The organism is Ancylobacter oerskovii (genome assembly GCF_018390555.1).
In the GTDB taxonomy this organism is placed as follows: domain Bacteria; phylum Pseudomonadota; class Alphaproteobacteria; order Rhizobiales; family Xanthobacteraceae; genus Ancylobacter; species Ancylobacter oerskovii.
On the sequence record NZ_JAHBGB010000043.1, the window covers coordinates 33,552 to 55,458 of the forward strand.

The following is a 21,907-nucleotide window of genomic DNA, read 5'->3' on the forward strand; positions in this document are numbered from 1 at the left end:
CCTTCGGCGCCGTCGATGACCCCTGACAGCTGCGCTGCGGCGTGAAGCGACCGGGACGGGCAATTTCGCCCGCTACCGAGACTTTTCCAGATGATCCATTCGACCTTCCGGCCGTTGTTCGTCGCAGACTCCGCCGGCGGCTACGCCCAGGCAACGCACGAGGAAATTCTGTCGGCAGCCAGCTTCGTGGCTGACCTGCAGTATGCCAACGGGCCGAGCTTCACCGATCCGAAGATTGTTCGAGGCTATCTGGCCATGAAGCTGCGCGGGCGGCCGAATGAGGTCTTTATGGGCCTATTTCTGAACAGCCAGAACCGCCTGATCGAAGCGCGCGAGCTCTTCCAAGGCACAATCAACACGGCGGCTGTCTACCCCCGCGAAATTGCCCGCCAGGCGCTGCTGCTCAATGCTGCCGGCATCATCGTTGCTCACAACCACCCTTCGGGTGTCCCGACCCCGAGCCATGCCGACGAGCGCGTAACTGTCGATCTCAAGGCGGCGCTGCGGCTCATCGATGTGGTGCTGCTCGATCACTTCGTCGTCGGCCGCACCGAAACAGTCTCCTTCGCCGAAATTGGTCTGATATGACCGAGGGGGCGCGAGCCCCCTTTTTTTGCTGCGCCCGCCGCACCCTAGTACGGCCGTACTAGTGACATTGCCAATAGCGGCCTGCTATTCCCACGCCGCGAAGTAAATCCCTGAAGGAACCGGAGAATTGGGAAACGAGACGATCATTATTGCGGATGACCATCCTGTATTCAGAGACGGGTTGCGTACCCTCATCGAGCACATTCACCCCGGTGTGGCGGTGGCCACCGCCGACACCCTGGATGGCGCTCTGGCCATCGCCCGCTCCGGGACCGTCCGGCCAAGCATGTTCGTGCTCGATCTGTTCTTCGCCCACCGGAGCATCAAGGACCAGCTTGCGGCCCTGCGCCGCGAATTCGGCCGCGCCTCCATCGTCGTCGTCTCCATGGCCGACGACCGCGCGACCATCGACGGCGTGATGGCCTGCGGCGTCAACGCCTTCATCAACAAGTCCGTGACTCCTCACGAAATTGGCAAAGCTCTCGAAGCCGTCCGACAAGGCGAAATTGTCGTCAAGGTGCCTACGCCTGACGCCGACGACACCGCCGCCGGCCTCAGCGAACGGCAGCACTCTGTCCTGCAGCTCATTGCGCAGGGACAGACGAACAAGGAAATCGCCATTGCCCTGGGCATTTCCCCCTTCACGGTGCGCATTCACGTCTCGGCGCTGTTCCGCGCTCTCGGTGTCTCATCGAGGGCGGCAGCTGTCACCAAGGGCGTCAGCGCCGGGCTCATCGCCCCGGCCCACTAAGAGCTGGTCGGCAGTGTGGTCAGTAACAGCACTGACCGTAGCTCGGCCGGCCGCACTGGCTTGGACAGGATGGGTATCTCCGGATCTGCTATTTCCTCCCGGATACGGGCGTCATCGTGCCCGCTCATGATGACCGCGGGCACCTTCCAGCCATTCACCTCCCTCACCTTGGCAATGCACTCGGTACCGGTGGTTTTGTTCCCCAGGTCGAAATCGGTAATCAGCAGATCACACGACACCTTCCTGGCGGGAATGGCGGTCTCTGCATGGACCACACAGCCCCAATTTCTCAACAGGCTGGCGGTGGCCAGCAACACGTCCTCATCATCCTCCACCAGCAGCACCCGCAGCCCGGTGGCGGCGCTGGCAGATTTCGGCGCGGGGGCCGGCGCGGGCGCGACCGCCCCCGCCCGTATCCGCATTCCAGACACCGCAACACACGTTCCCCGGCCAACCTCTGAGCGCAGTTCCACCTCCAAGCCCATCAGCTGCGCCAGGCGCTTGACGATCGGCAGGCCCAGGCCCACGCCATCAATGTCCTTGTCGCCCCGCTCCCGCACTCGATAGAACTCCTCGAAGATCCGAGAGCGGTGTTCCTCTGCAATCCCCGGCCCTTGGTCATAGACCTCCAGGGACAATTTTCCGTTCCGCCGGCGGCAGCCAATGAGCACGTTGCCCTCGGGCGCGTATTTCAGGGCATTGCTGACGATGTTCTGCAAAATGGTAGTGAGCAACGCCGGGTCCACCTCCACGGTTTCCCCGCATTTGACCGCCTGCAGCAACACGCCCTTGCGGTGGGCGGCTTCCGAATTCTGCCGCACGACATCATCGATCACCTCGCAGATTCGCACTTGCTCAAATTTTGGAACCACCTTCCCGCTGTCGAGCGTGGACACGTCCAGGAGCGACTTGAACAGGCGCGACACGCTTTGCAGCGAGCGGTCGATGTTATCCACCATCTGCAATTCTCTCGGCTGCAGGCCTGCATCGCGCAGGCACGCGGTGAACAAGCTGATGGCATGAATCGGTTGACGAAGATCGTGACTGGCCTGCGCCAAAAACCGGGATTTAGCCAGGCTTGCCTCCTGCGCGGCCTCATAGGCGCGGTGCAGGCGCGCCAGAAGGACGTAGATGTACATCGGCACCAGCAGCGCGGTGGCCACCAACGTCATCACCATGTAGGGATTATTCCGCCAGTAGCTGTTGAAGTAGGTCACAACGGCGATGGAAATGAGCGCCAGCCCCGTGCAGATGCGCAGGTAGAACCCGCCGTAACGCAACCCGTTGCCGACGGTGACCCACACCACGATCGCGAACACAGGTACCAACGGCGCGCCGCCAATAATCATCCCATAGGTCATCGAGGCGTAGTCATGGCTGATGGTCAACGCCCGTCGCCACGGATTCACGCCCGGCCGTCGAACGACCCATGCCACGATGGCGAACGAGAACGGGATGTAGAAGGCATATAGCGCGAAAAGCCATCTCGCCCCGGTGGGCGTTGCAGACGATGCAGCCATCGGCAGGATGTAGAGGCCCAGAGCGCAAACGACCACCACCCGGACAATGGCCTGTGCTCGCTCTGTGTCGAACTCGCTGTTGTTGCGAAGTCCAAAGAATTGAACGAGCCTACTGGCCAATCTGTACTCCCATTGCTGCAGGTAGATCATGCGGCGCTTCCCCTTCGCTTCGATCTATTGCTCTTGAACGAAGGGGTCACACGGGTGCGAAGCACACGCCACTAGCACAAATGTGCTAGTCACTGGAAGAAGGCGCAGCCGTCCATAAGTCGTCCACGGCCGGCGCGGTGCGCCGCCCCCAGCCCCGGAGACCTCAACTATCGGAGGGGATGGGGGGAAGCGGTGGGCGAGTTGTGGGCGGGTGCGGGCCGCTTGCAATCGCTCCGGGCGCGCCGGTAGAATCGGCCCCGGCCTCCCCCCCTTGGAGGCCACCATGCTTCACCGAGTTAGGCGAAAAGCTGTACCAATGCGGAGCCCGGCCCCATTCGTGGGGCCGGGTTTTTCGTTTCCGGTGCGCCCTATATATAAAGACAGGGGCCGGCATTGCCGGCCCCAACTGTAGGGAGGTACCGCGAGGAAACTACAGGTCGAAGCCGAAGCCGATGCCAGCGGACGACTCGCCGCCGCTCAGGGCGCCGCCAATGCTGAACGAGCCGCGCTCGCCAATCGCCCTGGAATACCCCACCGACAATGCGCGCTCTCCGCTCGACCAGCCAAGGCCAGCGCCAATGCGGCCGCGCTCGCTACGCGAGCCTGCCGCATTGGTGGCCATCTGCACCATTGCTGCGGTCATTGCCGACTGGCGGTTGATCCGCTTGTCGGTTTGATGGAACCGGCGATCGACCTGCGCAGCAATGTCCTCGACGCCACGCCACATGTCATCAACCCGGCTGTCGGTGTACGCCTTCGCATCCCGCAGCGTTTCCTGCGAACGCTTGTCGGTGTAGGAGCGGCTTTCGGCAACGCCCTGCCGCACCTGGTCCACGTTCGCCGCGTCCATGCCATCGACGCCGGCCTGCACGTTGGAAATGCGCGTGCCATTGACGCCTTCCAGGGTCACTGCGTCCTGGTTGGTGTCGTCGTACAGCACCGGGCGGTTCAGGGCCGGATTGATTTCCACGCCACCCACCCGGTTTTCCAGATTGGCCAGCTTGCTATCCACCGCCGCCAGGGCATCGCCGACGTTGCTGAAATTGCCACCGCCGATGTTGTAGGTCGGGTTGGTCAGTACGCCATTGGACCAGCTCACGCCGCCCCCGAACACAGCCGTCAGCGCGCTTACCTGGTCGAAATTCACGGCGTCGCCACCGGTGATGGCCGCCGCAACGCCAGTGATGCGGGTGCTCTGGCCGCCGCGCATGGCGTTGTAGGCCTCGCCGTCGAACAGCAGAGCGTCACCGGCAATGCCACCGACTTCCCCCGCCAGGGCATCGAGCTGGCGCTTGTTCACCGCATCGGTGGCATCCACGCCATCGGCGACGTTCGACAGGCGAACCGCCTGGCCCCCGGGATTTCCGAAGACCACGGCGGTGTGACTGGCGTCGGTGTACTTCACGGCCAATCCGTCCAGGTCCTGCAGCTGGCCAGATACCGTGTCCAGCTGGCCCTTGTTCACGGCGTCGCCGGCATCTACGCCATCGGCCACCCCGGAAATCCGGGTGGCGGCGCCGCCGCGCGTGGCGTTGTAGGTCACCCCATCGAACAGTAGGGCCTTGTCGTTCACCTGCCCCACGTCGGTGGCCACCGCATCGAGCTGGCCTTTGTTCACGGCGTCGCTTGCCGCTTCGCCGTCTGCCACGCCGGAAATGCGGGTGGCCACGCCGGTGCGGGTGGCGTTGTAGGTGGTGCCGTCGAACTGCAGGGAATCGCCTGCAATGCCGCCGACTTCACCGGCCAGGGCATCGAGCTGGCGCTTGGTCACCGCATCAGTGGCATCCACGCCATCGCCAAGGTTGGCCAGCCGCGCACCCTTGCCCTGGATTACGCCATCAGTGCCGAACTGCACCGCGCGGGCATCGAGGGCGGCAAGATCGGTGCCCACCTGGTCGGCCGTCCGCTGCGCGGTGGCCGCGTTGCTTACCCCGAGGTCGGCTCGGGCTTGCGCGGTGGCCGCGTTGTTGAAGGCCGAATCCGCCCGGCCCTGTGCATTGACGGCCCGGTTCACGCCGTCCTGGGCGACGTTCGCCACGCCCCACAGCTGGTTCATGTTGGCGCTGTCGTTGCCGGCCTGACCATCAGCGACGTTCATCACTCGCCCGCCGACGCTCACGGCATTGCGGTTGCTGTCGGTGTACTTCACCGCCAGCGGATCATTGCCGCCGGCATTCTGCATCGCCGAATCCAGCTGGCGCTTGTTCACCGCGTCCATCGGAGCGACGCCATCGGCCAGGTTCGAGATCCTGCCCCCCGAGCCGGCCGCCATCACGCCGCCAAGATCCAGCGTCTTGAAATCTTCCATCGCAACCGCCGCAGGCGCATAGGCGTACTGCGTCTGAGTGATCGGGTAGCCGTATTCGTCATACCCATCGACGTACCAATAGAACATCTGCGACCCGGCATCGGTCAGCGACCAGGTCTTGGTCTGCGAGTCGTAGTAGTTGAAATCGTCGGCCACAGAACCGGAGCCATCCGCAAATTCAGTAACTCGGCGCGTGACCCAGCTGTTGTCCGTGTAATAAAGCCCGTTGTGGTAACAAGTATTCGCCGCACCATCACACGGAGCCTGCGGCTGCGGCAGCTCAGCTGATGCCGGTGCTGCCGCTGCCAGCGCCAGCGCGATCGCCGTGCCAATCAGCTTGCGGTTCGCTCGCAGAATTGCATTCGCCCTGGTCGGGCGCTTGGAACTGATGTTCATACTGACTCCTGGAAGGGCAGGCCCCCGAACACTGCCCGAAGAAGAGCAGGCAATTCCGTGCCACGCCTGCAGGCGGGGTAACCTCACAAAATCGTAACATGGATGTTCGGAAAACGACCGTTTGCCGAACATGAGCGGTTCAGCGATGTAGAAGCCAGCATTTTCCTTGCAGATTGTTCGTTTTCCCGTACAGTTATCTATGATCGTTTAACGGTCACCCGCTACTGATTTCCGAACATCAAAATATAACCGAGACTATTCCAATGCCGAATCTGAACACCGCCACCGACAAGATTGACGCCCTCGGTCGCGCCATCGCCGAGTCCGATCATCCGGCGGACGTGCTACACGCCGTTGTCCGGCGCCTGGCACACAGCGCCGGCCTGCCGCGCGACGTGACCGCTACGGCACTCCACAACGCAGCCGCCGAATGGGAGGATATGGCGCCCTCTCGCCCCACGGACCTCCATGCCTAAGCCGAAGCCGACCGCCCCAACCACGCAATCGACCGGTCTACGCATCGGCTATGCCCGCAAGTCGAAGGAGGACCAGGACCTCTCGCTGCAGCGTGACGCCCTGCAGCGAGCTGGCTGCGCCCAAATCTACGAGGAACAGGTCAGCCGGGCCGGTCCTCGCCGCGCCAAGAAGGGCGCAACGGAGCTGGCCAACGCCCTGCGCGCCCTGCGCCCAGGTGACACTCTTGTCGTTTGGCGGCTCGACCGCCTCGGCGGATCAGTATCCGAGCTGATCCGCGTCGTGACGCACGAGCTCGCCGATCGCGGTATCGGCTTTGAAAGCCTCACCGAGAAAATCGACACCAGCACTGCTGCCGGAAACATGTTCTTCCAGATCGCCGCCGTATTCGCCGAATACGAGCGCCGGCAGCTGATCGAGCGCACCCACGCCGGCCTGGAGGCCGCCCGCGCCCGAGGCCGCAAGGGCGGGCGAAAGCCCGCCATGACTGACAAGCAGATCCAGCTGGCCAGAGCCATGTTGAGCGACCCAGCCACGACGGTGGCCGACGTGTGCACGCACTTCGGCATCAGCCGAACCACGCTGCACAAGCACGTCGGTTCCGTGACGCCGCTACGCGGCGCAGCCGGTGATCTATCGCCGGCGTAACGCACACCTCGAAATGCAGGCCCGGCAAATGCTGACCGGGTCCCGCCAACCGCGGCGGAAGCCTGCACCCCGTCCCTCTCGCGGAACAGCACCGGGCCATAAGCCTCGGTCGATCGATTGAAATGCCGTCCTTGACCCAGCTGTGGAACGCGCCTGCAGTCCAGCAGCGAACCTTCGGCATCGACACAGTTGAACACCGGGGCTGCAGCTCTGTCGGCTGTTCTTCGAGGCATGGCCTTGGCGGTGTGAACGTCTCCGGTGAAGGATGATCGGTTGCATATCGGCAGCACCCTGGCGGTGGGCGCAGAACCTGCAAGGGCCGCTCCCGGGCCGTGTCCTCGCTACGCTGCGGGCCGCACCAACCCGTACACTCGCCTACGGCGCCCTTGCACGCCCTGCTTGATCCCCCCGCCTTCCTGGTGCCGCGCAACCGCGCTTTCATCCACAACCGGAGACACAATCATGGCCAAGTCCAACAACGCCCCGAAGAACAACACCGCCGATCAGAGCAAGCAGCAGCCCCTGGGCGTGTTTGTGGTCGATGAGCGCCAGGATCGCAAGTTCTGGACGCGGGTCGGCGCCGCATGGCCGCACAAGGACGGCGAGGGCTTCAACGTGGACATCACTCCAGGCATCTCCGTCTCCGGCCGCCTGGTCATCCGCGAGAAGAAGCAGGACGACGCGCAGGACTGAGCACCACCAGCTGGCGGTCGGGTTTCCCGGCCGCCCTTCCAGCCGCCGGGATTCTCGGCGGCTTTTTCATGCTCAGCCCACCGGCCAGCCACTGACGTGGCCAGAATCCGGCCGCGCCGGATTCAAGAACCCAAGATCGAACAGCAAGCGGCCTTCGGCCGCATTCGCTCCGCAGCGCGAATGTCACGTTCCGCGCAAGGCAGCTGACCAGCACCGACACACCAACGTCGCCTGCAGGAGTCGCCGGCATCGAGGCCCATGGCCTCGGATCGAGTACATGGATGCGCTTCCTTTTGATCTGCACGGGCTGTCATCGCAAGCACGCACCGAGGGTCACACCGGCGTGGAGCGGCCACTAGGGTTCACTACGTCGAAGCTCTCCCCCGGTCCCTGCGCTGCGCTTCGGGCTGCGGCCTCGGCTTCGCCCTTGCGTCCTCTCCCCTAATGCCGGTGCGACGACAACGGTGCGCGATTGACAACCCCGCGCAGAAAGGAGAACGCACCATGAAAAAGCACTCGATCCAAGTCCTGAAACTGGTCCTCGAAAACCTGCCGGCTATCATCACCTCGGTAGCGACGTTGGTAACCGCCGTGTCGGTCCTGGTCAGCAAGCTCGCCTAACACGGAAAAACGGGGCATTCGCCCCGTTTCCGCGCTCCGCTCATAACCCCCAAGATTCTCCGGGCTTCCGCCCTGCGCGCCGCTTTCGCGGCTTGCCTGACTCCGCTTCGCTACGCCCGGTCTACAGGAGGGTGGTGTCGACGGTTGGGAGGTTTGCGCTGTGTGGAGATGCTGGTGGTGATTCACCGCTGCTGGCGCGGGTGAAGCGTTCTCCGTAGGGGTCCCCCCTACACCCCGTGGCCCGAAGCGACCTCACCGCCTGCCCCCGGCTCATTGGCTGACCTCATCGGGACTATCGGAAGCAGGGTTCACCTGCAACTGCGCGGACTGGTGGAACCGGTGGCAGTCCTGCACGGCCTCGACGCACAGCTGCGGGCCCGCCGTCCTCTCGCGCACTTCCAGCTGCGTGCCCTTCGCAAGCAGCCACTGACCATCGACCAGGAACTGCCACCGATCGGTCACCACGAGCGTCTGTTTTCGCATCCGTGTGCTCGTTGACGGAATGACCACGGCATGACCGTTCGTGCCAATGCCCACCCCGAAATCCAGCTGTTCTTCGAGGTTCGACAGAGGCTCGGTTCGCACCACCGACCCGACGTTCCAGGACTGTGGTGGCGGAAGATCCTTCATCAACAGGACCAGCCAGACCGCCCCGCCCAGGAACAGGCTAACTACGCAGCCAATCAGCAGGAAGGGCAGCACATCCGCGAAAGAAATCTTTCCGTCGTCGCGGCCGCTCATGCCTTCTCCCTTGCACGCTCGTGCGCGTCCTGCAGCGACTGTTGGATTTCGGCGACCGCAGCGGCCTCGGCTTGCTGTCCGGCCAGCCTGTCAGTGGCTTCCTTCTCGGCGTCGAGCACCTTCCGCTCGTGTTTGCGCCGCCGTTCAACGATCCCATAGACAGCGTCGAAATCTCGGCCGCGAACGGTCCTGCCGTGATTCAAGGCCGCTGCAATCAGGGCTTGAACATCGGCGTGTTGCTCGGCGAGAGCCTTCAAGACCTTCCAATCGTCCAAGCTCAATGGGGACAGACTCCGACGAACCGGGTAGAAGGTAGAAGTTTTGAAAGTGCTCATTTCCCAGAGCATTGCGTCTGTGGCCATCAATACAGCGAACACGCAAGTGAGGGCCGCACCGGCTTGGGGCGCCCCCCAAAACAAGACCCCCAGCGTCAGCCCCATCACAAGTAGCACCAGGGCGAACAGTCCGAAGTCCTTCCCGAAGTACAGCACCCGCCGGTACCACTTCGAGGCTTCCTCATTGGTGTAAACGTAGTGGTCGCAGGCAGTCTTTTTCATTCTTCGATCCTCGTTAGACGGGATGCGTTGTTGAGGAGCTTGCTACTTCGGAAGAGGCAATCATTCACCTTCCCGGGATGCCCTGGTCTTGAAGCGCTTGCCGTCGCCGCCGCCGCGCATTCGCATGCCGGCGTTTCCAGGCCGGTGACTGGCGTTCCTCCCAGCGGTCGAGCGTCATGTCCGCCAGCGAATGCAAGCGACCCGCTACAAGGTGGGACACGAAGAAGATGGACAGCGGAACCGCTTGGCGCTTCACCTCATTCAAGACTGCTTCAATCGGATGGATAGGCGGCTTTCTCCGGAAGGCCATTTCCGCCAGGGAATCGAGGATGAGGGAAAGCAGGTCGAGGGACACCGCGAGGATGCTCACCAGGGCGAGCAAGGCGCATGCGTAAGCAAGCACGCGAAGGGAGAAAACGGACGGTACAAATATTTGACTGTGCATAGTGGTGGTGTTCAGTGGATGGTGGTGTGATCGTTTCGGGCCAGAAACTACCTCTTCGGCCCGGGCCCGGATTCGTCAGCTACAAGAGTATCGGCCAGACGTGGCCAGTTGCGGGTCTGCGCGTTGAGCAGCCGTAACCGCGCATCGATCGCTCGTTCGATCTTCTGGAAAGCCCTGACGGTTCGCGCCCGGCGCAAGCGGCCCTGCAGTTCGTACAGCGGCAATTGTCCCAGGCCGGCGCTCATGACACCCGCCCCGCCAGCCTCCAGCTGGTACCAGCCCGGTCCTTCCTCTGTTCCGCCACGTATTCCTCGCAGGCGCGCAGATCCTCCTTGCGCAGCTCCAGAGTTTCGTCCGCCAGCCACGCATGAATGACCGGTGCCAGCTCCGGCCATCGCCTGGCCAGCGTCTGCAGGCGGGCGCGGCCCTTGGCGTCAAGTTCATTGGTGAAGCTGGGCAGCGGCAGCAGCCAGAACGGGAACAGGACCGTCAGTGCGCTCAGGAAGGCAAACCCCATCCGCAAATCCATCGGCCAGCCTTCAGCCTGGCCCCTCACGGCAAAGCCGCAGACAGCCAGGGTCGCGCAGGTCATCAGCACGATGGCCGTCAACATTTCCAGGGCGCGGCGCGTGGTGGCCTGCTTCTTGGTCAGCACGATGTGGTCGAATTCAATGTTCATGGCGATAGGCCCTCAGTTGGTGTAATACGGATGACGACGCAGCACGTCGGCCAGGATTTCCCTTCCATTGGTTTCGTAATCCCGCGCCGAAGGGGAGCCGTTCTCGCGCAGCCTATTGGCCCGCTCGAACTGATCCGCGGCCTTGCCCAGGTCGCGGCCTTGCTCCGCAAGCCATGTCCCCAGGTAGAGCGCGCCAGCTACCTCATTGCCAGTACTGGCTGCTGAATTGGTGATCGCACAGGCCTGCAGGCGCATCCGATCTGCATAGTCCCGCAACGTCTTGGCGGTTTCCTGGTCGCCCCGCTCCCGCGCTTCCTTTGCCTCGGCGGCCACAAACCCGGCGCACTCCCCTGCATGCTGCCGTGCCTCGAACCAGGCATTTGCCAGACGCTTGCGATCGCGAGCAGGCAGGAAGATCAACACCTGATCGAAGCTGTCGTAGACCGGTATGTAAGCGCAGGAGGCCGGCGGGGCGATCTGACCCGTTTCCAGCCACCGGCGTGCGCCCGCAATCCTGAACTGACACGAATCGCGTTCAAGCTCGATTTCGCTGGCGAAATGGCCCCACACGATTTCCGCAGGCTCGACGCCCCAGGTGGCGGCCAGTCCGGCCCGCAGACGCTGGCGCGCATCCTCGTGACTGTGACCGGTGATCCAGGCTGTCGCCGTGGGTTCGTCGGGGCGACCCATGACGCAGCATTCCAGTGCTCGATACAGCATGTTGCGACCCTCATTTTGTGGTGATTGGTGTATGGAGCGCAGGCGGGCTGCTCCTACAAGAACCGGCCCGCTGTTGTGTCGCGTATGGCCGTTCTGTTGTGTCACTCTACCACAAGGTTTCGGGCTTGCGCACATACCCCGCAAATATTTTGCAAATTTCTTGTATGTGCGTTAGGGTGGCGCCATTCCTGATTCCGGAGATCCAATGTCAAAAGTGACCTTCAACTTCCGAGTAGAAGAAGCGTTGAAAGCCGACTTCATCAAGAAGGCGAAAGAGAACAACCGCAACGCCTCGATCCTGCTGCGCGATTTCATGCAGGAGTACGCCAATCCCGCGCCTGGGACCGTTCCGCAGCCCCCGGACCCCAACACCCAGGGCCGGAAGGCCGCGCAGTGAACTCGGAGTAGTTATGCCGCACGATTTCGAGACCATCGGTGGTGCCCTGGGCGAATCCCTGCAGCGTCTGCACGACAGCATGCAGAAGGCCAAAGAGCGACAGAAGGCGGAGGCTCCTGCAGCCGGCGACCTTTTCGGCGCCGCTGATGTAGCCATACCCGCCGGGAATGCTTCATCCCTTCGCGTGCCGCCGGAGGGCGACGAACAGCCAGATTTCTTCGTTCCGTCGTTGTTCGACATTCCCGTCAAGGACGGCGTAGACCTGATGGACGTGGCCGTGTTCCGCCTCTCTAAGAGCCAGACCCGGCGCGGCGAGATCATCCGCTACGAGCTCGCCGATGCGATTGTCGAAGTGGCTGGCGGCGCTCACGGCATGGCCACGATTTGGGACTACGACGTGGTGCTGATGATGATTAGCCACCTGGCGGATGCCATCCGCCGTCACCGCGCAGGTAAAGGCCCTGTCCCCTCCCGCCGCTTCCGGCCGCACTCGGTCGAAATCTTGAAGTTCTGCCGCCTCCCCGACGGAGGCCAGCAGTACGAGAACCTATCCAAGACGCTCGACCGGCTACAGGGCACGTTCGTCAAGATCGAGCATCGCAACCCTGACCCGAAATCGAAAAAGCGGCGCACCGGCTATTTCCCACTGCTCGGCGGCGCCGAGGTCGTGAGCTATACCGATACCGGCAAGGTTGGCCAGGTCGAGCTGGTCATCCCCGAATGGATCTATGACGGCGTGTGTGGACACGACACACCCGAAGTGCTGACCGTGGACCCGGACTACCTGCTGATCCGCGGCGGCCTCGCCCGTTTCATCTACCGTCTCGCCCGCAAGGCGGCTGGCCGAACCGACGCCCGCTACAACTTCCGCACCGTGCATCAGCGCAGCGGCAGCACTCGCGACTTCAAGAAGTTCGTGTTCGATCTGCGCCAGCTGATTGAGGCCAACGACCTGCCCGGTTATGCCCTCAGTGAGACGAAAGGATCGGATGGCCCCGTCCTGGTCATGCAGTCCCGAACCATTGAAGTGGAAGCCAATCCATGAGGCACCGTATATTGCGGACCAGCCCATTCAGGTCCGCAAAGTACGGTGTGATTCGGCGTCCTGTGGAAAAGCCTGTGGAAACGCCGTATTTCGCGGACCTCGCGCCGTATTTCGCGGACCTTCGCCCGTCTATTGCGGACTATTTTCCGTAGAATGCGGACCGGCTAGTCTCGTAAGTTGCTGTTTCAGCAAAACTTTTTTAGACTTTTCCCGGCTAAAACCTATTAAAACATATATAAAATCTTGAAAGCGTCTGGGAGCTGTGGAAAACAGCTGCATGCGGACGGAAACCGCTCCCAAAACGCGGGGTCCGCAACCTACGGCCAAACCGCGCAACGCGGTCAGCAACAGCTATGAACCTCCCCCCAGCCTGGTCGACGAGCACATCGAGCCTCGCTCATCCAGTGCCTTCGGCATAGACAGCCGCGGGGCGATGCTCGCCCCCTGTCCTCCCTTCGCTTTGCTTCGGTCGCGACTTCGACCCCCACGTGGCGGGGCTATGCCCCTCCCCCACGCCTTCGGCCTGGCGCCCCCTCCCCTTCGGTCTGCGTGGAATAGGACAACTGCGCTAATTCCAAACGGCGTTTACCTTTGCTAAACTTGAACTCAAGTAGACTTCTACGTAAGCTCAACTTGAAGATTCACCCTGATCCCTGGAGGACTATGAGTGGCAACCCGAAGAAGCCTGACAAAACGCGACTTCGACGCGACCGTCAAACGGCTGAACATATCCGAGCAGGCGGCGGAAATGGCACGCCGGGTGCTGGTCAGCAACGAACAACAATCCACCGTGGCGGCCGCTTACTCCGTCACCATCAGTGCAGTTTCACATCAGGTCGGCCGCGTGTGGCGGGCCTACGTGGAATCGCTGGAAATCCCGCCTGGGCACGAGAAGATCACCGCCGTGCTGCCAGCCGACAAGGCGGAAATCGTACGCACCTGGGAACGTGACAGCCGGAGAACCCGATGAAAACGATCGTTGTGGCAAATCAGAAGGGCGGCGTTGGCAAAACGACCGTATCGACCCACCTGGCGTTCTATCTGCGCGATCAGGGCAAGAAGGTTCTGTTCATCGACCTCGACAATCAGGGGAACTCATCGTTCACGCTGAAAGCCTCGGCCAGTGGTTCGTTGGCTGCAGAATTGTTCCGCAACTCCAAGCCCGACGTCGTGGCAAAGGAAGGCATCACCCTTCTGGCTGCTGACGACAGCCTGGTGGAACTGGAACGCGCAAAATCCGAGGCCATCAAGCATTTCGTCACTGCCGTGAACCACCTGGACAACGCCTTCGATTACTGCGTGATCGACACGGCGCCGACATTGGGCCTGCGCATGGTTGCAGCACTGACCGTTGCCAACTTCGCGCTGTGCCCGATCGAACTGGAAAACTACTCAATCCAGGGCATCGAAAAAATGCTGCAGACCATTTTCGGTGTGCAACAACGACACAACCCTGGTCTCACGTTCTTAGGCATGCTGCCCAACCGTTTCAATTCGCACTCGGCATCGCAAAAAGAGAACATGATGGAGCTGCTCACCAGTTATGCCCACCTGATGATTACCGCCAAGATTGGCAACCGTAGCTCGATATCGGATGCGCTTGGACAGGGCATCCCGGTGTGGGAAATCCCCAAGACCGCCGCGCGTGACGCCGGCAAGGAAATGAAAGAAGTGTTCAACCAGGTTATCGACAAGACGGAGGCCAAGCCATGAATAACAAACTTAATTTGAGTGGTTTGGACAAATTTTCGCACCTGATGCAGGCGGGGGCTGATGCGGCTTCGGCCGCGGGTAAGCCGCTGAGCCTGCCCCTTGATCGCGTTGCCGAAGATCCGCGCAATGCTCGCAAGAACTACGATCCCGCCAAACTGCAGGAACTGGCCGATTCCATCCGCGCCGGCGGGCTGTCCACGCCGATTGTGGTCAAGGTCCACCCGGACGATCCGAAGCGCTATCAGATCGTGCACGGACACCGCCGCTATCGCGCCCACAAGCTGATCGAGGCCACGATCATCGAAGCCGTGGTGACCGATAAGCAGGGAGCCGTATCGCAGCTGGTGGACAACCTGCAGCGCGAGGATCTGACCACTGCGGAACTGGTTGGCGGTATTCGCGACCTGCTGGCTGATGGCTTGAAGCAGACGGAAATCGCGCAGAAGCTGGGTAAGAGCAAGGCGTGGGTCTCCAAACACGCTGCCCTGACCGAGCTCGCCGACGTGGCTCCGGAACTGCAGGATCTGCTGGACAGCGAGCGCATCCGCGATGCCAGCACGCTCTATGAGGCCCTGCAGTGCTACAAGCAGGACGCCGACGCTGTGCGTGCGTTCCTGGCCACCACTGGTGACCGCCAGGTCGTCCAGGCTGACATTGAAGGCCTGCGCGCTGCAATGAAGCGTGGAAGTGAACCCGCCGCCACCACGGGCGGAAATGCAACCAGTGACGCCCCGACTTCGGACGCCGGTGCATCCACCGCCCCGCCGGCTGCTACTGACGGCGCCGGTCAAGACGGTTCCGATACTTCGGGCACTCCCCTCGCCCAGGTCTTCTCCGGAAATGCCGCTGCTGGCTCGCAGAGCGATGGCGACGGCGAAGCCACGACACTGGCGCAGGTCTACACCGAGACCCGCACCGACGCTGCCATTTCCTCACAAGCTGGCGGCGAAGGTGTCACGTCAGATCCGAGCGACGATGAGGATGATGACCCGGATGGCGACGGACAGCGCCGCCAGAGCGTGAAACCGGGGCCGGCTGCACCCGACCCCATGAAGGTCCGCAAGCCGCTCGTGCAGGTCCGCGTAGGACGGCGCGAGGGTGTCATGCTGATCGGCAAGACTGCCCAATATGGCCTGGCATGGGTGAAGTTCGAGAATGGTGACGAAGAACAGCTCGACGTGAACAAGATCAAGCTCGTTGCCGTGATCGACGGCGCATCCAAGTAACCGCACCGGAGGGGCCTGTTGCGGCCCCTCCCCTTTTCCTATGACCATCGACGTCAACCACTACGCTCAGAAGATCATCGACGCTCGTGCGCGGATCAAGGCCGCACGCGATCCACAGGACGCCCTGGACGCCCTGGAAGCGTTCAAGGTGCTCGCCGATGACCCGGACATGCTGGCCATTCTGGCGGGTGCATACCTACTTGTGTCGGCGGTCGCTTTCGATGCCCCGCCCGATTGAGCAAATCCCCTCCAGGGCATTTCAGGCGGCTCCGGCCGCTTTTTTTGTGGGTGTAAAAAGTTTCTGGCCAGAAACTTTGCGCATCTGAATGCTTCCTGAATTTATGATCGTTTCAGCCATTCGCAGCGCCTACCGGCCCTTTTTACAGGTATAATTTACCTACCCAATCCGGATTGCATCCCTACCCTTTATGACTCCCAAGCTGCCGCCCCTGGACACGCCCAGCGCCGATGACTGGCGCGAGCTGCGCGCTCGTCACCGCCTTACCCAGCGCGAACTGGCGGACCTGGTCCACCGGACCCCCGAAACGATCAAGAAATGGGAGGCTGGCCACGGCAGTGATCGTGCCTGCTGGCGCCTGGCGCTGATGGTCCTCGACAAGGAGCCGTCGTGGGTGCTCGTGGACTGGTCTACCGGATCGGCCATCGAAGTGAGCCGACACCATTCCTGGGAACAGGCGGATGCTGCTCGTGAGGGCATGGCTGATGCGTCCATCGAAGACTCCCGCACCTGGAATCGGATCAAGGCCACCATAGCTGGCGCACCTTCTGATTCCAAGCCCGGGCTTTGACCCCCGATTATCGACAACCAGGAAAGGATCATGACCTCCAAAGCCTCCGCTCTTCTCTCCTTCCTCCGGGACTTTTTGCTTGGCGCAGCAGCCCTCGCAGTGATGGCCGGCGTGGCGTTGCTCGCCGGGAAAATCTACGTGCTGTTTCAACCCGAAGCTCCCAGCCACTTCTTCATTCAAGCAGAAGAAATCAAACCGGGGACATGGATCTATCTCCTCGTGGCCGCTTTCCAGGCCCTGATGTTCGTGGGCAGCTGCTTGCTCCTTTTGTGCGCTCTGGCCTTCGGTGTGTTGGCCCTAAAGGGCGCGGGTGAAATCGTACGCAACCTCATGTGGCGGGCGCGGCACAAGGCGCTGCGGAATGTGGCTGATGCTCCCGAGTCGGAAGACCAGGCGCTGACCGCTTCTGGCGCTTACCCCGTTCGAGATGAACGCATTGACGGACCGAGGACCGAAGCATGATCTCCATTCCCGAAAACACCGTGCAAGGGGCCGACCCGTGGCGCGGTCTCTATGCTCCCGAGCGACTGCCGCCGCGACACCCCGAATATGGCAATACCTGTCATCCGGATCTGCCGTCCTGGCCCGATGATGAGCGGCAATCCATCTTGCCTCTTCTGCACGCCCAGGGTTTCGAGGTGCGTTTCGTGGAGGGCGAGTTCTCTGAGGATGTATTCGATGACAGTGAGGTCTACGGCAAGCAAATGCGCGACTGGCAGCCCCTGCCGCCCGCAGGCGATGGTTGGCGCCTGGCGGCCGTCGGCGACACTGAGGATGGCCCATGTGCGACGTTCGTCCGGCCTTTGGCTCTGGCCACCCGCCAACCGGTGGAAGCAGTACCGCAGGCCTGCGATGCCTGCGGCCGGACCGGAATCCGCCAGAACGATGAGGGCCGAAACATCTGCTGCCCGGATTGCGACCTGGGCCGAGCCTGTGCAGGCCACAGCCCGAGCCAGCCGGTGGGTCAGACCATGCGCAGCGACCTTGAAGCAGAGGTAGTCCGCCTGCGCGTTGCGGACGTGAGCCTCGGTTGGCAGGAGCCGGAGTGGACCGCTACGAAGCCAACCGGGCCGGGTGCCTATTGGGTCCGTGGCTATGCAATCGGGCAACGACATAAAAGAGCCCTCGTAGAAGTACGCAGCATTAATGGCGTTCTGTGCAGCAACCTCCATGCCGTGAACAGCGAGGACGACATGGACGACTTCGACTTGCTGGAAAACCACAGCGATGATTTCGAGTGGTACGGCCCGCTCTACGCCGCCCAGCCCTGCCCGGGCGGTCAGGATGCGCTGGCGTGGGTAGTGGGTGATGGAGTGGGTGCACGCTGGCGCAAGTGCGGAGACTTTGGTCCGAAGTGGACTACTGACCGCAATGCGGCCCTGCACTTTGCCCGTCGATCCGACGCAGAAGCTTTCGCCGACGCAGAAGCTTTCGCCAACGATGATGAGGAAGCATGGGTGATTCAGCCTGTCGCCCTCGCCGCCCGCCAGCCGGAGGTGAAGTGATGGCTATCGTAGACAACGCATTCCGCGAGTGGATCGCCGAGTTCAAGGCAATCAACCCGAGCGTGGCCGATAATCCCGCCATTCTCGATACTGCGCAATACGCTTTCGCAGCAGGCCGGAAGGCGCAGCGTGAAATAGATGCCTCCCGCCAGCCGGTGGGGCAGGTGCCGGCGTTCTACCTGTATTCGTCCGATTGGCGCAGCGTCCGCGTGCCGATGACCCCTAGTCGCGGTGTTCGCGTCTTCCGTCATGGGTTCGACCACGCCGACCCTGAAGACTTGGTTCCGTTCTACGCAGCCCCGCCCGCGCAGGCTGTGGACCTGGGGCAGTTCCGGCCAGCAGTCGAGTGCCTGAAATCTACGATTGAAGATTCCATAGCCGACGCTAAGCACATGCTTATCGCAACAGGCGCGCTCGATTCCGATCTGGCAGAAGTTGTCCGCCTGCTGGCCCTGATCGACAGCAAGGCGGTGGGCAATGGCACGGACCGCTGACATGTTCCAGGCGCTGAGGCCACCCCGCGCAAAGCCGCGCGTGATGATGCACGGGACCGACTTCGGCTACGACGGCGACCGGACCATCGCGCACATGGAATGCCAGAAGTGCGGCCACGACGGCAGCTGGTGGAACTTCGCCAACGACACCGAAGCCAAGCGCGGCGCACCCTGCCCAGTCTGCAACAAGGAGCCCGAAGCGCATGGCTGACCAGCCGCACGCTACGCTGCAGCTCGTAACTCACTAGGCGGCCGAGGCCGCCTTTTTCATGCCTGGCATCCGCAGCCGTGTTAGACTGTATTGCACAATACATTTTTTCTGATCCATGCAGCCGACTCCAACCGCCTACGCCGAACTGCAGCAAGCCTACGACCACTTCAACGCGGTGTTGTTTCGTGGCCAGCTGCCTGACTGCCTTATCACCCTGCAGCGCGAGAAACGCACGTTCGGCTACTTCTCCAGCACCAGGTTCGTAAATCGGGATGGACTGCAGACCGACGAAATCGCGATGAACCCGAGCTACTTCGGCGTGAGGCCGGTGCGGGTAACGCTATCGACCTTGGTGCACGAAATGGTCCACGCTTGGCAGTTCCACTTCGGCAAGCCCTCGCGGGCCGGCTATCACAACCTGGAATGGGCGGAGAAAATGGAACAGGTCGGCCTTATGCCAAGCAACACCGGCAAAGCCGGCGGCAAGCGCGTCGGGCAGCAGATGACCCACTACATCATCGAAGGCGGTCCATACGATCGCGCCTGCGCGGATCTTCTGACCGCCGAGTTCACCCTGTCCTGGTTGGACCGGTTCCCACCATGCTCCGTCGAGCAGTTCGCCCTCGGGGGAGGGGAGGACGATGACGGCGACGAGGTTCAAATCGACCTGCTGGTGTTTCCTGGGCCAGGGGAAGTGAACCGCTCGAATCGGGTCAAATACCGGTGCCCGTCTTGCGCAGTTCAGGTGTGGGGCAAGCCCAACCTGGCCATCCTCTGTGGCGATCCAGGCTGCGAAGGCAGCGCCTTCGAGCCTGCCTAACTCACGCCCTTTGTTCGACGCGCCGCAGGCCGTCGATCTTCTCGGGGACGCCCTTCGTCCCGACACTTCCAGGACTGCCGCGCCTGCCGTCCGCCAGTCACCCATCGGGTCGAAACGTAGTGGAGAACGCTCGCGTTGACGGGTGGCAAAGGTGTGGCCTTTGCTCCTGGGTGCAGGGCGACGCCCTGCGGAGACGAGCGACTGGAAGGAGCGGGCCTTTCCCTCGCAACCTCAATCGGCGCGACCGATTTTCGGACGAGGACAGCCCGCGCACGCCGACCTGCCGCCACTGCAAAACCCAAACGCGCGAAAGCCACAGCGTTTCCGGCCAGAAACAAAAACGAGGGGGAAGGAGGCTAGTGCAGGATAGGGCGTGTACGCCCGTTAATGGTACACTTCGCCCGTTTCACGTGCTACGGTGTGATTCGTTCCCCCTCGTTTTTGGTTTGGAAGATGGAAGCTCAGTTGCAGGCCCGAGTAGCGAAATCGACCGAAGAGGCATTCGCCGCGTTGGCTGCGAGCCTGCTGAAAACGCCGGGCGAAGTGCTTCGCCAGATCGTCCTGCGCGTGCTCCAGGGAGAAGGCGCGCCAAGCGACGCGGCTGCTCAAATCGCGCCTGGCGCAAAGACTGGAAGGCTCAAGGCGTTGGTACCTGCGGAGGTGAAAGTTGCGTGGACAAAGCGAGCCAAGCAGCACGGCATGACCGCCAGTGAAATGCTCCGTGCTGCCGTCACCGCCGTGCTCGCAGCTAACCCAGCAGTTCGCCCCCCGCCACCCGAAGGCCCCGGCGATGAGGTCGATGATCCGAAGCGGAAATTGACGCTCATGCTCTACCAGCGTGAGCTGGACGCCATCGATAGGAGCGCGCAGCGTTTGGGCTGGCGCAAGACCACCTGGGCCATCGGTGTTCTACGGAATGCGCTCTCTAACGAGCCACGCCCCACGGACTCCGAGCTGGCAACGTTGAAGCGTTCCAACAGCGAGCTGCTGGCGATCGGCCGGAACCTCAATCAACTCGCCCACGCCTTGCACCGCGATGATCGGTATAAGGACAGCGTGACTGTCGAGAAGCTGGACGCCCTGCGAAGTCACATCAACAACCATGTTTCCCATGTTCAGGCGCTCCTAGAGGCTGTGCAGAACCGATGGGAGCCATCACCTATTGAGGACGCCGGATGACCGCTCTTGCCCGTGAAATTTCCTCGCGCAGGTGGACGACATGAGCCGTTCGAGCAACAACGCCAATCCCTTTACCTTCCAGGGCTTCGATTCCACGACAGAGCTGTTACGTGGCCCGGTGAAGCCGAAGAAGGCGCCCGGCGACAAGCGGCCGAACTCCGGCGGTGGAGGGACGGGAGCTGGCGCGGGCGCCATCGCCGATTTCCTCAAACGCGCTGCCGCCGTCAGCAAGCGGACGCCGGAGGCTATGGTTCGCATCACCGGTGCTGCCAAGGGCAAGGATCACGTCAAGGAGCACCTGGCCTACATCACGCGCAACGGCAAGCTCGACGCCACCAACGAGCGCGGTGAAACCATCAGCGGCCGGCAGGCGGTCAAAGACGTTGCCGAGGAATGGACCAGTGCCGGCCTCGCCAAGAAGGGGCCCGACACCCGTAACGTCATGCTGTCCATGCCGAAGGGAACTGACCCCGACAAGGTGCTGCGCGCCGCAAAGACCTTCGCAGACAAGACGTTCGGCGGCGAGCGGCAGTACATGATCGCGCTGCATACCGACAAGGATCACCCGCACGTTCACCTGACCCTCAAACGCGAGGGCTTTGACGGCAAGAACCTCAATCCGCGCAAGGCAGACCTGCAGCAGTGGCGTGAAGGCTTTGCCCACGAGTTGCGTGCGCTCGGTGTCGCTGCAGAGGCAACGCCGCGGCGGGCGAGGGGAGTGGTGAAGAAGCCGAAAGTGCAGGCGGTGTACCACATCGAGAAGCGCCACCAGGCAGGCACCAAGCGGCGGGACGGCACGGCCTACGCCGCGCCTGACGTACAGCTGCGCAAGTACGCCGAAGCGGTGAAGGAAATCACCGGCAACGCGGCGCCGAAGGTTCGGCCGTGGGAGCTGAAAATCCGCGAGCGCCAGGAGAAGGTGAGGGGGGCTTGGTTGCACACTGCAGCCGTCCTGGACAAGCATCCGTCGCAAGATGCGAAACAGCTTGCCAAGCAGATCCGGGATTTCGTGAAGGATATGCCTCTCCTGCAGACGGAACGGCAGCAGATCCACGCCCAGGTCGCCAAGGGCCTGGGACGCGGTATCGGCCAGCAGACCGACAAGGGCGCCGATCGCACATAAAAAAACCGCCCCGAGGGGGCGGTTACATCATCATCGAGTCCGCAATGTACGGTCAGTTGGGCGTCACCTGACCGCCGCGTGCATTTCCTTCTTT

General features: G+C 62.3%; 27 protein-coding genes. 19 read left to right on the top strand and 8 right to left on the bottom strand.

Annotated features, from left to right (window positions below):
- Positions 1–90: 90 nt before the first annotated feature.
- Positions 91–588, top strand: a complete 498-nt coding sequence (radC, locus tag KHC19_RS20800) for a RadC family protein (RefSeq protein WP_213355289.1) — start codon at positions 91–93, stop codon at positions 586–588.
- Positions 589–715: 127 nt separating this feature from the next.
- Complete coding sequence (locus KHC19_RS20805) at positions 716–1,339, top strand: LuxR C-terminal-related transcriptional regulator (protein WP_213355290.1); 624 nt, start codon at positions 716–718, stop codon at positions 1,337–1,339.
- Here the strand turns inward: KHC19_RS20805 and KHC19_RS20810 are convergent.
- Both KHC19_RS20810 and KHC19_RS20815 read right to left on the bottom strand, forming a co-directional pair.
- Positions 1,336–3,009, bottom strand: a complete 1,674-nt coding sequence (locus tag KHC19_RS20810) for an ATP-binding response regulator (protein ID WP_213355291.1) — start codon at positions 3,007–3,009, stop codon at positions 1,336–1,338. The genes KHC19_RS20805 and KHC19_RS20810 overlap by 4 nt on opposite strands.
- A gap of 430 nt (positions 3,010–3,439) precedes the next feature.
- Positions 3,440–5,713 (bottom strand): YadA-like family protein, encoded by a 2,274-nt coding sequence (locus KHC19_RS20815; protein WP_213355292.1) that lies wholly within the window; start codon positions 5,711–5,713, stop codon positions 3,440–3,442.
- Positions 5,714–5,976: 263 nt separating this feature from the next.
- Here KHC19_RS20815 and KHC19_RS20820 point away from each other — a divergent pair, with 263 nt between their 5' ends.
- The 3 genes from KHC19_RS20820 to KHC19_RS20830 all read left to right on the top strand — a co-directional run bounded on the left by KHC19_RS20820 (position 5,977) and on the right by KHC19_RS20830 (position 7,528).
- Positions 5,977–6,189 carry a hypothetical protein gene (locus tag KHC19_RS20820; protein ID WP_213355293.1) on the top strand — a complete coding sequence of 71 codons (213 nt, stop codon included), beginning with the start codon at positions 5,977–5,979 and terminating at the stop codon, positions 6,187–6,189.
- Positions 6,182–6,835 carry a recombinase family protein gene (locus KHC19_RS20825; RefSeq protein WP_213355294.1) on the top strand — a complete coding sequence of 218 codons (654 nt, stop codon included), beginning with the start codon at positions 6,182–6,184 and terminating at the stop codon, positions 6,833–6,835. Before KHC19_RS20820 ends, KHC19_RS20825 begins: the two co-directional genes overlap by 8 nt.
- 462 nt (positions 6,836–7,297) lie before the next feature.
- The gene (locus KHC19_RS20830; protein ID WP_213355321.1) at positions 7,298–7,528 is read left to right on the top strand and encodes a hypothetical protein; all 231 of its coding nucleotides are present in this window, start codon (positions 7,298–7,300) and stop codon (positions 7,526–7,528) included.
- 891 nt (positions 7,529–8,419) lie between these two features.
- On the opposite strand, the gene KHC19_RS20835 is transcribed toward KHC19_RS20830, so the two are convergent.
- From KHC19_RS20835 to KHC19_RS20860, 6 genes are all read right to left on the bottom strand, one after another.
- Entirely contained in the window at positions 8,420–8,890 is a 471-nt protein-coding gene (locus tag KHC19_RS20835) for a hypothetical protein (protein ID WP_213355295.1), read from the bottom strand.
- Positions 8,887–9,447, bottom strand: coding sequence for a hypothetical protein (locus KHC19_RS20840; RefSeq protein WP_213355296.1), 561 nt, complete (start codon positions 9,445–9,447; stop codon positions 8,887–8,889). The genes KHC19_RS20835 and KHC19_RS20840 overlap by 4 nt, the downstream gene beginning before the upstream one ends.
- A 64-nt stretch (positions 9,448–9,511) precedes the next feature.
- A complete protein-coding gene (locus tag KHC19_RS20845; protein ID WP_213355297.1) occupies positions 9,512–9,829 on the bottom strand; it encodes a hypothetical protein in 318 nt (105 codons plus the stop codon).
- 110 nt (positions 9,830–9,939) lie between these two features.
- Positions 9,940–10,137 carry a hypothetical protein gene (locus KHC19_RS20850; RefSeq protein WP_213355298.1) on the bottom strand — a complete coding sequence of 66 codons (198 nt, stop codon included), beginning with the start codon at positions 10,135–10,137 and terminating at the stop codon, positions 9,940–9,942.
- A complete protein-coding gene (locus KHC19_RS20855) occupies positions 10,134–10,571 on the bottom strand; it encodes a hypothetical protein (protein WP_213355300.1) in 438 nt (145 codons plus the stop codon). The genes KHC19_RS20850 and KHC19_RS20855 overlap by 4 nt, the downstream gene beginning before the upstream one ends.
- 12 nt (positions 10,572–10,583) lie before the next feature.
- Positions 10,584–11,261: a hypothetical protein gene (locus KHC19_RS20860; protein ID WP_213355302.1), complete on the bottom strand. Its 678-nt coding sequence runs from the start codon at positions 11,259–11,261 to the stop codon at positions 10,584–10,586.
- 235 nt (positions 11,262–11,496) lie between these two features.
- Here KHC19_RS20860 and KHC19_RS20865 point away from each other — a divergent pair, with 235 nt between their 5' ends.
- The 14 genes from KHC19_RS20865 to KHC19_RS20930 all read left to right on the top strand — a co-directional run bounded on the left by KHC19_RS20865 (position 11,497) and on the right by KHC19_RS20930 (position 21,813).
- Positions 11,497–11,688, top strand: coding sequence for a hypothetical protein (locus KHC19_RS20865; RefSeq protein ID WP_213355304.1), 192 nt, complete (start codon positions 11,497–11,499; stop codon positions 11,686–11,688).
- 13 nt (positions 11,689–11,701) lie between these two features.
- Positions 11,702–12,733: a replication initiator protein A gene (locus KHC19_RS20870; protein ID WP_246549294.1), complete on the top strand. Its 1,032-nt coding sequence runs from the start codon at positions 11,702–11,704 to the stop codon at positions 12,731–12,733.
- A gap of 667 nt (positions 12,734–13,400) precedes the next feature.
- Positions 13,401–13,703 carry a TrfB-related DNA-binding protein gene (locus KHC19_RS20875; protein WP_213355306.1) on the top strand — a complete coding sequence of 101 codons (303 nt, stop codon included), beginning with the start codon at positions 13,401–13,403 and terminating at the stop codon, positions 13,701–13,703.
- Positions 13,700–14,446, top strand: a complete 747-nt coding sequence (locus KHC19_RS20880; protein ID WP_213355307.1) for a ParA family protein — start codon at positions 13,700–13,702, stop codon at positions 14,444–14,446. Before KHC19_RS20875 ends, KHC19_RS20880 begins: the two co-directional genes overlap by 4 nt.
- Positions 14,443–15,672, top strand: coding sequence for a ParB/RepB/Spo0J family partition protein (locus tag KHC19_RS20885; protein WP_213355308.1), 1,230 nt, complete (start codon positions 14,443–14,445; stop codon positions 15,670–15,672). Before KHC19_RS20880 ends, KHC19_RS20885 begins: the two co-directional genes overlap by 4 nt.
- 40 nt (positions 15,673–15,712) lie before the next feature.
- The gene (locus KHC19_RS20890; protein WP_213355309.1) at positions 15,713–15,910 is read left to right on the top strand and encodes a hypothetical protein; all 198 of its coding nucleotides are present in this window, start codon (positions 15,713–15,715) and stop codon (positions 15,908–15,910) included.
- A gap of 190 nt (positions 15,911–16,100) precedes the next feature.
- Positions 16,101–16,481: a helix-turn-helix domain-containing protein gene (locus KHC19_RS20895; protein WP_213355310.1), complete on the top strand. Its 381-nt coding sequence runs from the start codon at positions 16,101–16,103 to the stop codon at positions 16,479–16,481.
- Between the two features lie 30 nt (positions 16,482–16,511).
- Positions 16,512–16,943, top strand: coding sequence for a hypothetical protein (locus KHC19_RS20900; protein ID WP_213355311.1), 432 nt, complete (start codon positions 16,512–16,514; stop codon positions 16,941–16,943).
- Positions 16,940–17,986: a hypothetical protein gene (locus KHC19_RS20905; protein ID WP_213355312.1), complete on the top strand. Its 1,047-nt coding sequence runs from the start codon at positions 16,940–16,942 to the stop codon at positions 17,984–17,986. Before KHC19_RS20900 ends, KHC19_RS20905 begins: the two co-directional genes overlap by 4 nt.
- Positions 17,986–18,480: a hypothetical protein gene (locus KHC19_RS20910; protein WP_213355314.1), complete on the top strand. Its 495-nt coding sequence runs from the start codon at positions 17,986–17,988 to the stop codon at positions 18,478–18,480. The genes KHC19_RS20905 and KHC19_RS20910 overlap by 1 nt, the downstream gene beginning before the upstream one ends.
- A gap of 1 nt (position 18,481) precedes the next feature.
- Positions 18,482–18,691: a hypothetical protein gene (locus KHC19_RS20915; protein ID WP_213355316.1), complete on the top strand. Its 210-nt coding sequence runs from the start codon at positions 18,482–18,484 to the stop codon at positions 18,689–18,691.
- A 115-nt stretch (positions 18,692–18,806) separates the two neighbouring features.
- On the top strand, positions 18,807–19,511 hold the full coding sequence (locus KHC19_RS20920; protein ID WP_213355317.1) for a SprT-like domain-containing protein: 705 nt from the start codon (positions 18,807–18,809) through the stop codon (positions 19,509–19,511).
- A gap of 453 nt (positions 19,512–19,964) precedes the next feature.
- Positions 19,965–20,690, top strand: coding sequence for a hypothetical protein (locus KHC19_RS20925; RefSeq protein ID WP_213355318.1), 726 nt, complete (start codon positions 19,965–19,967; stop codon positions 20,688–20,690).
- A 40-nt stretch (positions 20,691–20,730) separates the two neighbouring features.
- A complete protein-coding gene (locus tag KHC19_RS20930; RefSeq protein WP_213355319.1) occupies positions 20,731–21,813 on the top strand; it encodes a relaxase/mobilization nuclease domain-containing protein in 1,083 nt (360 codons plus the stop codon).
- The last annotated feature ends 94 nt before the right edge of the window (positions 21,814–21,907 follow it).

Bases quoted from the DNA above. Each gene is read 5' to 3' on its own strand.
- KHC19_RS20820 (WP_213355293.1), top strand. From the start codon at position 5,977: ATGCCGAATCTGAACACCGCCACCGACAAGATTGACGCCCTCGGTCGC.
- KHC19_RS20830 (WP_213355321.1), top strand. From the start codon at position 7,298: ATGGCCAAGTCCAACAACGCCCCGAAGAACAACACCGCCGATCAGAGC.
- KHC19_RS20860 (WP_213355302.1), bottom strand. From the start codon at position 11,261: ATGGGTCGCCCCGACGAACCCACGGCGACAGCCTGGATCACCGGTCAC.
- KHC19_RS20905 (WP_213355312.1), top strand. From the start codon at position 16,940: ATGATCTCCATTCCCGAAAACACCGTGCAAGGGGCCGACCCGTGGCGC.
- KHC19_RS20900 (WP_213355311.1), top strand. From the start codon at position 16,512: ATGACCTCCAAAGCCTCCGCTCTTCTCTCCTTCCTCCGGGACTTTTTG.
- KHC19_RS20920 (WP_213355317.1), top strand. From the start codon at position 18,807: ATGCAGCCGACTCCAACCGCCTACGCCGAACTGCAGCAAGCCTACGAC.
- KHC19_RS20815 (WP_213355292.1), bottom strand. From the start codon at position 5,713: ATGAACATCAGTTCCAAGCGCCCGACCAGGGCGAATGCAATTCTGCGA.
- KHC19_RS20865 (WP_213355304.1), top strand. From the start codon at position 11,497: ATGTCAAAAGTGACCTTCAACTTCCGAGTAGAAGAAGCGTTGAAAGCC.
- KHC19_RS20825 (WP_213355294.1), top strand. From the start codon at position 6,182: ATGCCTAAGCCGAAGCCGACCGCCCCAACCACGCAATCGACCGGTCTA.
- KHC19_RS20890 (WP_213355309.1), top strand. From the start codon at position 15,713: ATGACCATCGACGTCAACCACTACGCTCAGAAGATCATCGACGCTCGT.
- KHC19_RS20885 (WP_213355308.1), top strand. From the start codon at position 14,443: ATGAATAACAAACTTAATTTGAGTGGTTTGGACAAATTTTCGCACCTG.
- KHC19_RS20930 (WP_213355319.1), top strand. From the start codon at position 20,731: ATGAGCCGTTCGAGCAACAACGCCAATCCCTTTACCTTCCAGGGCTTC.
- KHC19_RS20925 (WP_213355318.1), top strand. From the start codon at position 19,965: ATGGAAGCTCAGTTGCAGGCCCGAGTAGCGAAATCGACCGAAGAGGCA.
- KHC19_RS20835 (WP_213355295.1), bottom strand. From the start codon at position 8,890: ATGAGCGGCCGCGACGACGGAAAGATTTCTTTCGCGGATGTGCTGCCC.
- KHC19_RS20840 (WP_213355296.1), bottom strand. From the start codon at position 9,447: ATGAAAAAGACTGCCTGCGACCACTACGTTTACACCAATGAGGAAGCC.
- KHC19_RS20895 (WP_213355310.1), top strand. From the start codon at position 16,101: ATGACTCCCAAGCTGCCGCCCCTGGACACGCCCAGCGCCGATGACTGG.
- KHC19_RS20870 (WP_246549294.1), top strand. From the start codon at position 11,702: ATGCCGCACGATTTCGAGACCATCGGTGGTGCCCTGGGCGAATCCCTG.
- KHC19_RS20910 (WP_213355314.1), top strand. From the start codon at position 17,986: ATGGCTATCGTAGACAACGCATTCCGCGAGTGGATCGCCGAGTTCAAG.
- KHC19_RS20855 (WP_213355300.1), bottom strand. From the start codon at position 10,571: ATGAACATTGAATTCGACCACATCGTGCTGACCAAGAAGCAGGCCACC.
- radC (WP_213355289.1), top strand. From the start codon at position 91: ATGATCCATTCGACCTTCCGGCCGTTGTTCGTCGCAGACTCCGCCGGC.
- KHC19_RS20880 (WP_213355307.1), top strand. From the start codon at position 13,700: ATGAAAACGATCGTTGTGGCAAATCAGAAGGGCGGCGTTGGCAAAACG.
- KHC19_RS20850 (WP_213355298.1), bottom strand. From the start codon at position 10,137: ATGAGCGCCGGCCTGGGACAATTGCCGCTGTACGAACTGCAGGGCCGC.
- KHC19_RS20915 (WP_213355316.1), top strand. From the start codon at position 18,482: ATGTTCCAGGCGCTGAGGCCACCCCGCGCAAAGCCGCGCGTGATGATG.
- KHC19_RS20810 (WP_213355291.1), bottom strand. From the start codon at position 3,009: ATGATCTACCTGCAGCAATGGGAGTACAGATTGGCCAGTAGGCTCGTT.